General features: G+C 41.0%; 13 protein-coding genes and 1 other RNA gene. 2 read left to right on the plus strand and 12 right to left on the minus strand.

Going from position 1 to position 14,240, the window contains the following annotated elements; genetic code table 11:
- Positions 1 to 487: 487 nt before the first annotated feature.
- The 7 genes from IEV27_RS07420 to tadA all read right to left on the minus strand — a co-directional run bounded on the left by IEV27_RS07420 (position 488) and on the right by tadA (position 4,809).
- Positions 488 to 751: a pro-sigmaK processing inhibitor BofA family protein gene (locus IEV27_RS07420; protein ID WP_188376849.1), complete on the minus strand. Its 264-nt coding sequence runs from the start codon at positions 749 to 751 to the stop codon at positions 488 to 490.
- A 71-nt stretch (positions 752 to 822) separates the two neighbouring features.
- Entirely contained in the window at positions 823 to 1,038 is a 216-nt protein-coding gene (locus IEV27_RS07425) for a YaaL family protein (RefSeq protein ID WP_188376850.1), read from the minus strand.
- A gap of 148 nt (positions 1,039 to 1,186) precedes the next feature.
- Positions 1,187 to 1,783 (minus strand): recombination mediator RecR, encoded by a 597-nt coding sequence (gene recR, locus IEV27_RS07430; protein WP_188376851.1) that lies wholly within the window; start codon positions 1,781 to 1,783, stop codon positions 1,187 to 1,189.
- Positions 1,784 to 1,794: 11 nt separating this feature from the next.
- Positions 1,795 to 2,112: a YbaB/EbfC family nucleoid-associated protein gene (locus IEV27_RS07435; protein ID WP_188376852.1), complete on the minus strand. Its 318-nt coding sequence runs from the start codon at positions 2,110 to 2,112 to the stop codon at positions 1,795 to 1,797.
- Positions 2,113 to 2,141: 29 nt separating this feature from the next.
- Positions 2,142 to 3,854, minus strand: coding sequence for a DNA polymerase III subunit gamma/tau (dnaX, locus tag IEV27_RS07440; protein WP_188376853.1), 1,713 nt, complete (start codon positions 3,852 to 3,854; stop codon positions 2,142 to 2,144).
- Between the two features lie 156 nt (positions 3,855 to 4,010).
- Positions 4,011 to 4,276: signal recognition particle sRNA large type (gene ffs / locus IEV27_RS07445), an RNA gene on the minus strand.
- 65 nt (positions 4,277 to 4,341) lie between these two features.
- Positions 4,342 to 4,809, minus strand: a complete 468-nt coding sequence (tadA, locus tag IEV27_RS07450) for a tRNA adenosine(34) deaminase TadA (RefSeq protein WP_209488403.1) — start codon at positions 4,807 to 4,809, stop codon at positions 4,342 to 4,344.
- Positions 4,810 to 4,898: 89 nt separating this feature from the next.
- Between tadA and IEV27_RS07455 the strand changes: the two genes are divergently transcribed.
- A complete protein-coding gene (locus IEV27_RS07455; protein WP_188376854.1) occupies positions 4,899 to 6,188 on the plus strand; it encodes a glycoside hydrolase family 18 protein in 1,290 nt (429 codons plus the stop codon).
- Between the two features lie 449 nt (positions 6,189 to 6,637).
- Here IEV27_RS07455 and IEV27_RS07460 read toward each other — a convergent pair whose 3' ends face one another.
- From IEV27_RS07460 to acsA, 4 genes are all read right to left on the minus strand, one after another.
- Positions 6,638 to 7,399, minus strand: a complete 762-nt coding sequence (locus tag IEV27_RS07460; protein WP_188376855.1) for a DUF3891 family protein — start codon at positions 7,397 to 7,399, stop codon at positions 6,638 to 6,640.
- Positions 7,400 to 7,538: 139 nt separating this feature from the next.
- A complete protein-coding gene (locus IEV27_RS07465) occupies positions 7,539 to 8,051 on the minus strand; it encodes a type 1 glutamine amidotransferase domain-containing protein (protein WP_188376856.1) in 513 nt (170 codons plus the stop codon).
- Between the two features lie 100 nt (positions 8,052 to 8,151).
- Positions 8,152 to 9,453 (minus strand): lysine N(6)-hydroxylase/L-ornithine N(5)-oxygenase family protein, encoded by a 1,302-nt coding sequence (locus IEV27_RS07470; RefSeq protein ID WP_188376857.1) that lies wholly within the window; start codon positions 9,451 to 9,453, stop codon positions 8,152 to 8,154.
- Between the two features lie 575 nt (positions 9,454 to 10,028).
- Complete coding sequence (gene acsA, locus IEV27_RS07475; protein ID WP_188376858.1) at positions 10,029 to 11,738, minus strand: acetate--CoA ligase; 1,710 nt, start codon at positions 11,736 to 11,738, stop codon at positions 10,029 to 10,031.
- Positions 11,739 to 12,032: 294 nt separating this feature from the next.
- On the opposite strand from acsA, the gene queF reads away from it, so the two are divergent.
- Positions 12,033 to 12,530: a preQ(1) synthase gene (gene queF, locus IEV27_RS07480; protein WP_188376859.1), complete on the plus strand. Its 498-nt coding sequence runs from the start codon at positions 12,033 to 12,035 to the stop codon at positions 12,528 to 12,530.
- Between the two features lie 204 nt (positions 12,531 to 12,734).
- Here the strand turns inward: queF and aldA are convergent, their stop codons facing one another.
- On the minus strand, positions 12,735 to 14,186 hold the full coding sequence (aldA, locus tag IEV27_RS07485; protein ID WP_188376860.1) for an aldehyde dehydrogenase: 1,452 nt from the start codon (positions 14,184 to 14,186) through the stop codon (positions 12,735 to 12,737).
- Positions 14,187 to 14,240: the final 54 nt, after the last annotated feature.

Consider the following 14,240-nt stretch of genomic DNA (forward strand, 5'->3'; position numbering starts at 1 on the left):
ATCTTGACGTACTGGTTGGTTCGTTCAGTTTTCAAAGATCAAATTCGTTCGCCGCCTCAAAATGGCGACTTAATAAATATATCATGTGTTTAAGTTGAAGTCAACAACTTTTTTCATGATTTTTATTTCGGCTTCGTTCGCCGCTGCCGCTCTCTTAACGCGACAAGTAATAATATACCACGCTACTCAACAACATTGCAATACTTTTTTCAAAAAAACATTATATTTTTTTATAAGCAAGGACTTGTTAACTTTCAGTGTTGGTATTGTTCTATAGAATAGAAAGGTTCCGTTGCTTGGGAAAGGAACAAAAGAGCTAAGGAAGACGACTCTCTACCAGCTCCGTAACCCTTTCCTAATAAAAAGAGGATCACTGCTGTTTCCCATCTAATATACAATGGCATGGATTCTGTGATGTACACGATTATTATAATTGTTCAACACAGAAAAATTAAAAGAAGAAGGTCGAGTTTAGGACTCAACCTTCTTACAACACCCAAATATGAATGGCTACTAGTGATAGAACTCCAGGCAGTCCAAGCAGCGCTGATGCGGCCGTTGTAAACACGTTAATGGGTATGTGGAGACCAAACTGAGCGCCAAAGAGATTAACGAAAAATAATAGAACGACCGCAATAACTACTCTCATTAAAGCTCGTCCAATCCACTTAATGGGCGAAGCTGGCATTCCTACAATCAACAATAAAGGTATGGCTAGTCCTAATAAAAGAATAACTAATACTGGATCCATAGTAATCCCCCTGTGCAAATAACTTTTCTTACTTCAAGTTATGTGTGTGCACAAGGGGGTATGCCTTTTGTTTAAGAAAGAGCATTAATCTTTCGATGTCTCGCTTCTCTTAATAAGTAGAAATATTTAGATTTGGCTAATGATAAATCCAACAAACCTTCTTCACTCGGCTCAATACTATGTTCGATGATGTTTTCAAGTGTTTCCCACTCATGTTTCAACCGTTTAATATCCGCTAATAACTGCTGATCCATGGCTTTCTTTTTAGCCTTTTTCTTTGTTAACAAGATGATCCACCCTTTATATACATTAACAAACAGCACGCTTTCCTTTTTTAATTCTAAAGGATAAAGGAAGAAGACCACTACCTATCAATGTTCATATGAAATGATTTCTCAACAAGAGAATAGAAACTTCCTTATAGGAAGTTTCTATTTAAAGGTCTCTGCGACCTTCAAGCGCTTTAGATAACGTAACTTCATCTGCATATTCCAAGTCGCCGCCGACAGGAAGCCCGTGGGCAATTCTAGTCATACGTATACCTGAGGGCTTAACCAGCCTTGAGATATACATAGCCGTTGCCTCTCCTTCAATGTTAGGGTTGGTCGCTAAAATGAGCTCTTCCACCCCTTCATCCTTCAAACGGTTAATAAGACTTGGAACGTTAATGTCTTCGGGTCCGATCCCATCCATTGGTGAGATCGCTCCATGGAGCACATGGTATTTACCGCTGAATTCTTTCATTTTTTCCATGGCAATGACGTCCTTTGGATCTTGGACAACGCATATAATAGAAGAATCACGAGATTCATCCTGACAAATGGAGCATGGATCTTGATCCGTGATGTGACCGCAAGTGGTACAATGAGTCAGCTCTCTTTTCGCGTTGACAAGAGCTTTCCCGAAATCAAGGACATCATCTTCTTCCATTTCAAGGACGAAAAAAGCCAGGCGGACAGCCGTCTTAGGGCCTATCCCTGGAAGCTTCGTAAAACTGTCAATCAGTTTTGATATTGGTTCTGGATAATACATGGAAACTCCTCCTAGAACATTCCACCAGGCATGCCTTTCGTGAACTCACCCATCGTATCATTCGTTTTATCGTCGACTTGCTTGATGACATCGTTCGTTGCCGCAATAATTAGATCCTGAAGCATCTCAACGTCATCTGGATCTACAACTTCTTCATTAATTTCGACATCCGTAATTTCTTTTTTACCGTTAGCCACGACTTTCACCATTCCGCCGCCAGCCGTTGCTTCAAATGTCATTTCATAAAGCTCTTCTTGAGCCTTCATCATTTTCTTTTGCATTTTTTGCATTTGTTTCATCATATTGTTCATGTTTCCTCCACCACGCATGGTAAAACTCCTCCTTTTAATCTTTCACTTTAATCTTGAATGTCAATAAGCTCGTCGCCTGCTAATTTTCTGGCTTCTGAAATAAGTGGATCTTCTTCCTGTCCACCTTCTTCAGGAGCTGACTGACTGCCATCTTCGCCACTACTATCCTTCTGTTTGCGCACATATTCTTCGCGAAGTTCTTTCCACTTTTCAACCGGGATCGGAATAACCGTTAACGGTTTACCTGTAAACTCGGTAAGTAAAGGTTCGATCGTTTTTTGATGCTCAAGTGCTAACGAACAATGAATGTCATATCGAAAAGCTAAGATAAGGGCTTTCGATGAAGCAGCACTCGGCTTACTATTTAATAGCGTAGCATGCGCAGGTGCATTACTTTGCTTTAAACGATCCATAAACTGAGGCCACTGACTTTGGACTTGCTTCAACTCTTCTTTAGAAGCTTCGCTCAAAACGATACGAATACGATCATATGGAACATTATAACCGTTTTTATTCGATCTTGCAGGTGTGCGCTTTTGAGGCTGCGCAGATGCTGCGCTGCTTCCTGAGTGAACGGGCGGATTCGCCTTAAGTTGAGCGAGTTCTTTTTCCATTTTCTCTAGCTTTTGTGAAAGCTTCGTCACCGCATCAGAATCAGGATTAACCGGATCGGCTGGTTGTTTATCCACTATATTTAATATCGCAATTTCGATAAACACTTTAGGACTAGTCGTCCATTTCATTTCCTGTTGGCATTTATTTAATTCTCGAATCGTTTGTTGAACCCACTGAGGGTGCAAGAGATCAGCTAAATTTTTAAAGGCTTCGTCTGGGATCGCTCGCTCAAGATTATGCTGTAAATCTGGAGCACTTTGATATAGTAAGAGATCACGAAGGTAATAAATAAGATCAAACACAAAACGTCCAGGGTCTTTCCCTTGCTGAATCAGCTGATCCACTATACTTAACGATTCATTAATTTGCTTGTCATTTAATGCTTGGATAACTTCTGAGAGTTTACGTTGAGATACAGAACCTGTGACCGCCAAAACATCATCCACCGTTACTTCCTCTTCACTGTAGGAAATGGATTGATCGAGTAAGCTTAACGCATCCCTCATACCACCTTCTGCCGAGAGCGCTACAATTTCTAATGCCTCTCGTTCAATAGAAACTTCTTCTGCTCCAATGATTTTCTCCATGCGGTCGACCATAGCCTGCTGGGTAATCCTCTTAAAATCAAAGCGTTGACAGCGAGAAATAATCGTCAGTGGAATTTTGTGAGGCTCAGTCGTTGCTAATATAAAGATCACATGCTCCGGAGGTTCTTCTAACGTTTTTAATAAAGCGTTAAATGCTCCCATAGAAAGCATGTGTACTTCATCAATAATATAAACTTTGTAAGAGACAGCGCTTGGAGCGTACTTTACTTTGTCTCGAATTTCTCTTATTTGCTCAACTCCGTTATTAGAAGCCGCATCAATTTCAATGACATCTGAAATGGATCCGTCTTGGATTCCAAGACAAGCAGAGCACTCATTACACGGCTCTTTCGCCGGAGCATTCTCACAGTTTACGGCTTTAGCAAAAATCTTTGCAGCACTAGTCTTCCCTGTACCACGAGGACCTGAGAATAAATAAGCGTGAGAAAATTTATCTTGGGCGATCGCATTTTGCAGCGTTCGCGTAATATGGGTTTGTCCAACTACATCTTCAAAGTTTCTAGGCCGCCAAACACGGTACAGTGCCTGATAACTCATTCAACCGCGCTCCCTTTTTAGTCTCTCGTCTATTATAACTGATTTAAGGAGCGTATGTGAACCTTATTAAGAAAGGCTTCTCCCCCCGTTTTATTGCGTAAAAAAAGAGCCGCTATGATCATTCCTCATAACGGCTCTTCATTTGGTATATGTATACCGTGCACCCACTTTCGATGGCTCGAACCCAAGCGTTACTCATGTTCATGGCTCGACCCAGGCACTCCCGCGGCACACGAGATGATCAGCTTACTGCTGCTTCCTTCCGGATCTGACAGGGTTCACTGGTTCCCGTTGCGCAGGACCTGGGTGTCAACACCACTCTCATGAGGCAGACCTTGAATTCGAACCACCTGGAGTGGGGATTCGGCCTCGCTATAGCGGATTGCGAGTACAGGGCACCGCTACCTCCCCGCTTAGCACGGTATTTTCAAGTATAGCGAGTTTTATCAAAAAATGCAATGCTTACGTGCAGATAATTGTTTCCATTTTATTTCTTTTTTCGGTTTTCTCTTAATTCTCTAAAGAACTGAGATAGAATTTGCCCGCATTGAGCTCCCAGTACATCGCTTTCCACTTCACACTGATGGTTAAATCGTTCTTCTTGCAAAAGGTTCATTAATGTTCCCGCACAACCTGCTTTAGGATCAGCAGCTCCATAGACGACTCGAGGAACTCTCGATTGAACAATCGCTCCTGCACACATCGGACATGGCTCAAGGGTTACATATAAAGTGCAATCTTCCAGCCTCCAGCTTCCTAACACTTGATTGGCTTTTTCTATCGCAATAAATTCAGCATGCGAGGAAGCCAGCTGCGACGTTTCACGTTTATTATATCCTGAGGCAATGACTTCATCGTTATGTACAATCACTGCTCCGATTGGAACTTCTCCCATCGCTTCCGCTATATTTGCCTGTTCCAGAGCCAGGCTCATGTAGTATTCATCTGTAGTCAAAAAATCCTCTCCTTTTTAATCATATTTTCGTATAAATGAACCAAGTTCTCTCATATATTCATTGTAGTTGAGGAAGGAGTGTCTTTAACATGCAAATTCATGTTGTCTCACAGGGGGATTCCGTCTATTCCATTGCAGCCCTATATGAAACCCCGCCAAATAGGATTATAGAAGCGAATGAGTTAGAAACTCCAGGAGACTTAGTGATCGGTCAAGCGCTCGTTATTCCTATTGATGGGGAATTTTATTTTGTTCAGCCCGGCGATAGTCTTTTTGAAATCGCCCAGCTCTTTAATACAACTGTTGAAGAGCTAATCCAAGTAAACCAGCTACAGCCGGGTGCTATGCTTCCGGTGGGATTCCGCCTTTATATCCCTCAAAAACCGAAGAGTGATATTACTGTTAATGCTTATATTGAGCCAACAGGAGGTCAAGTATCAGAGAATTTAAGAAATGCTGCTGAGAGACGATCGGCTTTACTTACGTATTTAGCACCCTTTAGTTATCGCATTCAAGAGGATGGGTCTCTTGAGGCTCCGCCACTTGATAACTTTCCAGCCATTGCCCGAAATAACAACGCTGCATTAATGATGGTGGTTACAAATTTAACGGATGAGGGCTTTAGTGATGAACTAGGACGTACCATTCTTACAAATGAACAGCTCCAAGATACATTATTAGATAACATTATACAAACCGCTCAAGAGGTTGGCTATCAAGATATCCACTTTGATTTGGAATTTTTGCCTCCAGAATTAGGGGAGCAGTACAATCAATTTTTACGAAAAGCGAAACAGAGGCTGTCCAATGAAGGATTATTAATCTCCACAGCTCTCGCTCCAAAAACAAGTGCAGAGCAGCAGGGAGAGTGGTATGAAGCCCATGATTATAAAGCCCATGGTGAGATTGTCGACTTTGTCGTGTTAATGACATATGAGTGGGGATATAGCGGCGGTCCGCCTATGGCTGTATCGCCGATCAATAAAGTGAGAGAAGTCGTCGACTATGCGTTAACAGAAATGCCTGCGGAGAAAATATTACTAGGTCAAAATTTATACGGATATGATTGGACCTTGCCTTTTGAACCAGGAGGAGAATTCGCCAAAGCCATCAGCCCTCAGCAAGCGATACAGCTGGCACGTGAAAATAATGCCGCCATTTCATATGATGAAGAAGCTCAAGCTCCTTATTTCACGTATACCGACGGGGAAGGTAATGAACACGAAGTTTGGTTTGAAGATGCTCGCTCGATCCAAGAGAAATTTGATTTAATTAAAGAATTGAATTTAAAAGGCATCAGCTACTGGAAATTAGGACTCTCTTTCCCTCAAAACTGGGAGATCCTAAACAATGATTTTAATATTGAGAAAAACCAGTAAAAAAGAAGGCAGCTCATAAGGCTGCCTTTAGGCTGTTTAAAAAGCTTAGATGGATATAATATGATATCCCTATGGTAGTTCCTTCATTTTTGCCTGGAGAAAAGGAACAGAAAAAAAGCGCCGCTTTCCGCGGGGCAAGACGGAAAGTCTCCTCGGTCTGCGACCTGCGGGGCCTCTCCTGTCTGCTCATCCCGCAGGAGTCGTCACTTTTTTCCGTCCCTTTTATCAAAGTAGGCGGACCTGCTAATACCACAAGCCTGAGAAGGTTTTAAATAGGAAGTTCGATTAAGTTCGGGTGTGCCAACATCGAACGAGCCCACCTCGTGTAGGGCCATGAAAAGGGAGTCGTTTCCTGGAACCCTTTATTCTATCGAACGAAAGAATTTTTCCCGTGCATTAAAAACTAAAGTTTCTCTACAAGCTGAAGGCAGCTCGTAAGGCTGCCTCCTTCATTTAACAAATGCCACCGTGCGATGGTGAATTTCTGCTTGATGATAAGCTTTCTCCAAACCTACCTCTTCAATGGCTCGCTTAGACACCCCTCGATAAGGAATTCTGACTTCAAATTCATGCTCAAAAGGGAACGGATCAAGAGAAACTCTTTTTTTATCTTCCCATCTCGGCATAACCCCTTGTGGAGCTACATCAAACTGCTGTCTAAAACCATCTCGGAACCAGGAAACTTCTTCCTCTTTAGGAATTCCGGGTTCTTGCATACAAACATATAAAGAGAGATCATCACAAAATTGCAGCCGTTCGAAATGAAGTTGATAAATGTCAGAAGGAACCTCCATCTTCATATGAAAAGCTAATTCCTGACGCCGCTTCTCTTCTTCTGCAATAAATTTCTCGATCAGTGGATCTCCACTATCCTTAGAAAAAAATGATTGATAGTGAGAACTACATAGCATTCCAGCATAGGAAGAACGATCAGAGACTTCCTTAATTCCTCTTTGATAGGCTTGTAGTTTTTCCTTTAACGGATAATCGATAAACGAATAAGGTCGTTCTTTCTCTTCATTCCAAGATGGATGTTCATCTAACGGAATCCATGCCCGATCATGCTGAGACACCGCCCAGTCCGCTTCCTCACGAAGCTTAGATCGAAGAAGAAATTTTTGCTTCCAGTGCAATACAATTTCTCCCGACACTAAAGCATGTTCATGCTGAGCAATCAATAAAAAATCTTCTTCTCTTTCGATAACAATCACGTCATTCCCCCCCTTTCTCTAAGTCCTTCTTATTTCTTATTATAGTTTATTCGACGATCATACACTATACGACTTTTGAATATATAAGAAAGCCGCCAAGGAGAAACGATCCTCAGCGGCTTCCTTTTCAATCGTACCTTTAGTTTAAAAGCTTATTCGCTTCTTTATTGAAAGCGGGAAGGTCATCTGGCTGACGACTCGTCACCAACTGATTTCCACACACTACTACTTCTTCATCTTTAAATGTAACACCTGCATATTCCATATCTACAGCAATGGATTTAAAGCCAGTAGCTGTGCGTCCTTCTAACGATTTTGCTGTAATAAGCAGCTGTGGACCATGGCAAATAGCAAAAACTGGTTTCTTTTCATCCATAAAATGCTTAGCGAATGCAACAAATTTCTCATCGCCACGCAGCTGATCTGGAGAAAAGCCTCCAGGAATGAATAAAGCATCAAAGTCTTCAGGCTTTACATCATCAATAGAAGTATCAATCGTTACTGTCGTTTGTCCTTGTTTCCCAGTAACTTCTTTTCCAGCTTCCCACTCAATCGTAGTTACTTCATGTCCTTCTTTTGAAAAAGCATCAACTGGCTGTGTATATTCTACGTCTTCAAACAGGGATGTCATGACACATGCAATCTTACTCATATCGTTACCACTCCTTGAATGTTGTTTAATGAAGTCACAAATTTTATGTTCCCCTATTTGTTAAAATTAAACTCATTTCTTCAAGATAATGGATATTCAATTATGAGAAATCGGTCATTGAAAATGTTTGAAAAGCAGTATCCTGCTGATTTTTGTACACTTTTTTACCAGCTATTTGATTAATAATATGAATGTTCCGATGAACAGACAAACCTAGATTCGTAGCCCCTGCCCCGTGGGAATGAACGAGATTTGTTAAAGTAAAAAAGTGATGCTCACGCTGGTCTTTAAAGACAAGTTGGTAGTCTCTCGAAACTTCAAAGCTTTTTTCATCTTCCCATTTAATTTTCTCTTGAAATCGATCCAAAAACCAACTTGGCAAATTTGGCTTATAGCCTGTGGCTAAGATAACTTTATCCGTTTGATAATGAAATGTTTTTTCCTCCTGCGATTGCTCACATTCCAGCAAATAACCCTTTTCCTTACGTTCGATTGATTTCACTTCAGTCATCGGGTTAATAAGCACATGACTTTTTTGTCCTCCCGCTGTTTTATGGTAAAGCTGAGTATAAAGCCGAGTAAGCGTGTCAGGGTCAATCCCCTTTCTTAGAGCACCAAGCGTTTCTAAATTCTTTTGCCGCTGGTCAAAGGTTAAAGCATGAAAATAATCTACGTATTCAGGGGTAAAAAACTCTTGCGCAAATTTTGCCTGATCGAGCTGAAATAGCCCCCCTGTCCTTGAAAGCAGCGTCAGCTTCATATCATTGCGCTTCTGTTCTTCTAATAAGTCAAGGAACACCTCGAGCGCACTTTGCCCAGAGCCAACCACTGTTACATGCTTTGAATCAAGAAGGCTTTCCTTTTCAAACAAATACCTGCTTGTATGAATCACATCTTCACGCGGCAGGTCATCCATTCCATCTAAAATCAGCGGTTTACTCCCTGTCCCTAAAACAACATGTTTGGTTAGGTAGCTCTCTTTTTGATTGTTGTCCTTATCAAAAGCTATAACTTCATAATGATCGCTGTGGTCAATAACATCTGTAATGAGATGATTAAAATATAAACCTTTTAATTGTTCAGCTACCCATTGTAAATAATGATTGTATTCCTGACGCGGAATTTTGAATTGCTGATGAAAGAAAAAAGGAAACATTCGGTTATGTTCATGTAAATAATTCATAAATGTGTAGGGATTCTTTGGGTCTGCAAATGTTGTAAGATCAGCTAAAAAAGGCACTTGTAAATCCATCCCGTCAATAAGCATGCCGGGGTGCCATTCAAATTTTGGAGTGTCGTCAAAAAAGGCTGATGATAAGTCTGTTTCCTCCAGCAAAGCAGCTAACCCTAGATTATAAGGACCAATTCCAATTCCTATCACATCATACAATGGCTTCGACAAGATCTTCACTTCCTTCGAATTAATAAACCTTTCTATTACGAGCAAAAGATTATGTATTTTTATCCAATATAAAAAGCCCCTGAAGGACCCTTATTCTATCCTTTATCTATTCCCTAAACCGGGTGCATATAAGCTTATGAATCGGCGATAAAAGACAATTGTTTCACGTGAAACAATTTTAGACAGAGAAGAGCACACAGTACCAAACTGTGTGCTCATGCTGTCGAAAAAGCTAAGACGTACTTCATATAAGTATGGAGAAAGGAATCTTGAAACCTTCGTAATGTGAATACCCTTTTGCAAACGCTGTTTTCATAAGGGCACAGCTTGAGTAAATGATTTTGCCAGTGATCTATTTCGAAAAAGGGTTGTAGGAAACGGCGAGACTCCTGCGGGAAATGTGAATAAGGTGTGACCCCGGAGGGCTGATAAAGCCCGAGGAGGCACACCATTCGCCCGCGGAAAGGGAGTCGTTTCCTACAACGCTTCACTCTCTTTAACACAAGGAAATTTACACTCTTTTAGGTTTCTCTACAAGCTGAGCACACAGTACAACACTGTGTGCTCCATCTTCATTATTCTTCTAAAGTAGACGTATCTCCAGTCGGTAACCCAAGTTCCCATGATTTAAGAAGACGTCTCATAATTTTCCCGCTTCGCGTTTTAGGAATGGTATCCTTAATCTCTATTTCACGAGGGGCTGCGTGTGCACTTAGACCTTTCTTCACGAACTGTCGAATATCCTCGCGCAATTCATCTGATTCGCTATAGCCTTCTCGTAACGTTATGAACGCTTTAATAATTTCGCCTCGTTCTGGATCCGGCTTCCCAATAACGCCAGCTTCCGCTACGGCTTCATGCTCAATTAATTTACTTTCCACTTCAAAAGGTCCGACTCGTTCTCCTGATGTATTAATGACATCATCCAAACGGCCTTGGAACCAGAAGTACCCGTCTTCATCCTGATAAGCACTATCGCCGGACACATACCAGCCATTAATAAAGTAGCTTTCATATTTTCCAGGGTTATTCCAGATAGCTCTCATCATAGATGGCCATCCCTCTCGTATTGCCAGGTTCCCCATTTGATTAGCCGGTAATTTATTTCCTTCATTATCGACAATCGCTGCTTCAACACCCGGGAACGGTTTACCCATGGAACCAGGTCTCATGTCGACAGATGGATAGTTACAAATAAGCATAGCCCCGGTTTCAGTCATCCACCACGTATCATGAATGCGGAGATCAAAGGCTTTAAGCCCCCAAGTGATAACTTCTGGATTCAATGGCTCTCCTACACTTAAAATATGACGAAGAGAAGAAAGATCGTGTTTCTTAGCCGTTTCTTCCCCAGCACTTAATAATTTTCGGAATGCTGTAGGCGCAGAGTACCAAACACTCACGTTCTGCTCAGCAATAGTCCCATACCAATCATCTGGACTAAATCGACCGCCTCTGATCACATTTGTTACGCCGTTTAACCATGGAGCAAAGATTCCATAGCTCGTTCCAGTTACCCAGCCAGGGTCAGCTGTACACCAATAGACATCGTCTTCCTTAAGGTCTAATACCCATTTTCCTGTTTGGTAATGCTGAATCATCGCATTATGCACGTGATAAACCCCTTTAGGTTTACCAGTTGACCCAGACGTATAGTGAAGCAGCATGCCATCCTCTAAATCGACCCATTCAATTTCGAAATCCTCAGAGGCGTTTTCCATTTCCTTTTCAAAACTGATATAGCGGCTGTCATCATCTCCACCTACTAATATAATCTTCTCCAGGTTAGGAAGTTCATCCTGAGGTACACGATCCAACAGATCTGGCGTCGTAATCAGCATTTTCGCTTCACTGTCTTCAAGTCTGTCCCGAACCGCTTGTTCCATAAATGCTTCAAATAAAGGACCAGCAATCGCACCGGTTTTTAAAATGCCTAAAAAAGAAGCATAAAATTCAGGGCTGCGGTGCATGAACAAGAAAACACGATCCCCTTTTTCAATGCCTTGATTCTTAAGAACGTTGGCAAATTGATTACTCTTTTTCTTTAGTTGCTCAAATGTTAATGATTCTTCACGATCAGGAGAAGAATAAATAAGAGCAGCTTTATCTTTTTTAGCAGGATCCGCAGCATGCTTATCAATGGTTTCATAAGCGATGTTTACTTTTCCTGTTTCACTCCAAGTAAAATTAGCTTTCGCTTCATCCCATTTAAAGTTGTTGTACGTTTGTTCATAGTTTTCTAAGTTGTGATTTCCTGATCTTGCTTTGATTGGTTGCATGTCCATAATATCACCTCATAGAATGAATTTTTGTAAACGGTTTCTTTTTACCTCTGAAAAAAGCTCTGCTTAAATTTTATGTTGAAACAGAGCTGATTTCATGACATTTTCAAAAAATTTCGTGAATTACTTACTATTTTAGTAGAAAGCGATTCATTTTTAAAGGGAAACGCCCAAAGATTTACATAATTAGGTCTTAATCACCCTTTGGTTCATTGACTTACGAGATAGCGATCCCTATAATAGACATGCTTATCATGATAGAAATACGTATAACTTTTTAAATAAAGGAGGATTCCCTTGGCTGGACGTAAAGATGAACATTTAACAGATTTAACGCTCCTAGGTAATCAAAACAACGATTATTCGTTTGAATACGACCCTGATGTATTAGAAACATTTGATAATCAGCATCCAAATCGCGATTATTTTGTAAAATTTAATTGCCCGGAATTTACGACCCTTTGCCCAAAAACAGGCCAGCCTGATTTTGCTACCATTTATATTAGCTACATTCCTGACGTAAAAATGGTAGAAAGTAAATCTTTGAAATTATATTTGTTTAGTTTCAGAAATCATGGAGACTTTCACGAGGATAGCGTAAATACGATTATGAATGATTTAATCGATCTAATGGACCCTCGTTATATAGAAGTTTGGGGGAAATTCACCCCAAGAGGCGGGATTTCCATTGATCCTTATTGTAATTATGGAAAGCCTGACACAAAGTACGAAGATATGGCTTCTCACCGATTAATGAACCACGACCTTTATCCTGAAAAAATTGATAACCGTTAAAAAAGATCTCTAGCTCGTGGAGAAACCCCTGGTTTTCCGCAAGCTTTTTTCTTGCAGCCAGGAGCGAGGTCCCTTCCCTTTCCGCGGACGAGCGCTCGAGCAGGCACACCATTCTCCCGCGGAAAGGGAGTCGTTTCTAAAACCCTTTATTCTCTCTAACGGAACTGCAATAAAAAAATTCTCCCTTTTTCAAGGGAGAATTTTTTATTGCTTATCATTTTTATATTGCATATAAACGACTTGGGTCACAAGGAAGTCTTCCATTCCGTGTTTACCATCCGCTCCTCCAAGTCCTGATTTGCGCATGCCTGCATGATATCCTTGAACCGCTTCAAAGTTTTCACGGTTTACAAAAGTTTCTCCAAATTTGAGTTCATTCACTACACGCATGGCTTGATTTAGGTCTTCTGTATAAACGGAAGAAGATAAACCAAACTCCGTATCATTCCCTTTCTCTATCGCTTCATCTAATGTTTGATAGGTTGTGATTGGAATAACAGGTCCAAATATTTCTTCCTGCATAATAGGAGAATCATGCTGAACATTCGTTAGGATCGTCGGCTTATAAAAATAACCTTTTTCCTTAGAAGCGCGCTCACCGCCAATGACCACTTGAGCTCCAGCTTCTATTGCATCATTCACCATTCCTTCTACTTCTTCTAACCGATCTTTACTTACCAGCGGTCCTACATCCGCCTCTTTGTTTTCACGTGGGTCGTCAATAGTAAGTTGTTCAAAAGAATGTTTTAACTTGTCTATTAATTCTTCTGCTACACTTTCATGCACATACACGCGCTCAGCATTCGTACAGGCCTGTCCATTGTTTGCTAAACGTGAAGTTTGAATGCTTTCTACAGCTACATCGAGATCTGCATTTTCAGTTACTATGGCTGGTGCTTTTCCACCAAGTTCAAGGTTTACTTTTGTAATGTTTTGAGCAGCAGCTTCCATCACTTTCGTTCCTGCAGGCACACTGCCCGTCATAGACACCATGTGCACTTTTTCATGTGTGGCCAAAGCATTTCCTATTTCAGAACCTGTACCTGTTACTACGTTATACACGCCTTTAGGGATTTCTTCCATTGAATCTATAATCTTAGTAAACTCCATGGCGGTATTTGGAGTTTGCTGGCTTGGTTTTAATACGATTGAGCACCCAGTCACTAAAGCGGTAGCCACTTTTCTGGCCAAAATAAATACCGGGAAGTTCCAAGGCACAATGCCAGCAACAACCCCTATTGGTTTTTTGTAAATATAGATGTTTTCATTTGGCCGGTCGCTCGGTACGATTTCTCCTTCAATACGTCGGGCCCATTCAGACATGTATCTAAAATAATCAATGGCTAAATCAACTTCTCCACTCGCCAATTCATGATCTTTGCCCTGTTCTTCTTGCAATAATTCAATAAACGTAGCTCTGTTCTCTTCAATTTGATCACCGAGCTTGCGTACAATTTTTCCCCTTTCAATATTAGGGGTCAGCTCCCATTCCTTTTGTGCCTCAAATGCTGCTTCTACCGCACGATTAACGTCTTCTGTTGTTCCTTTCGGTGTTTTGGAAATCGCCTCTTCCGTCGCTGGATTGATAATATCAATCCATTCATCGCTGCTAGAGTTTGTATATTCACCATTTATATAAAGTTTATGTTCAATCACACAACATCCTCCTCCTTGCATTTACGACATTAATTCCACTTTTTCCCTAACACT

This window comes from Halobacillus andaensis, from assembly GCF_014636475.1.
In the GTDB taxonomy this organism is placed as follows: domain Bacteria; phylum Bacillota; class Bacilli; order Bacillales; family Halobacillaceae; genus Halobacillus_A; species Halobacillus_A andaensis.

Excerpts from the sequence above, each read along its gene's own strand:
- IEV27_RS07420 (WP_188376849.1), bottom strand. The coding sequence starts at position 751 with ATGGATCCAGTATTAGTTATTCTTTTATTAGGACTAGCCATACCTTTA.
- recR (WP_188376851.1), bottom strand. The coding sequence starts at position 1,783 with ATGTATTATCCAGAACCAATATCAAAACTGATTGACAGTTTTACGAAG.
- IEV27_RS07435 (WP_188376852.1), bottom strand. The coding sequence starts at position 2,112 with ATGCGTGGTGGAGGAAACATGAACAATATGATGAAACAAATGCAAAAA.
- dnaX (WP_188376853.1), bottom strand. The coding sequence starts at position 3,854 with ATGAGTTATCAGGCACTGTACCGTGTTTGGCGGCCTAGAAACTTTGAA.
- IEV27_RS07455 (WP_188376854.1), top strand. The coding sequence starts at position 4,899 with ATGCAAATTCATGTTGTCTCACAGGGGGATTCCGTCTATTCCATTGCA.
- IEV27_RS07465 (WP_188376856.1), bottom strand. The coding sequence starts at position 8,051 with ATGAGTAAGATTGCATGTGTCATGACATCCCTGTTTGAAGACGTAGAA.
- acsA (WP_188376858.1), bottom strand. The coding sequence starts at position 11,738 with ATGGACATGCAACCAATCAAAGCAAGATCAGGAAATCACAACTTAGAA.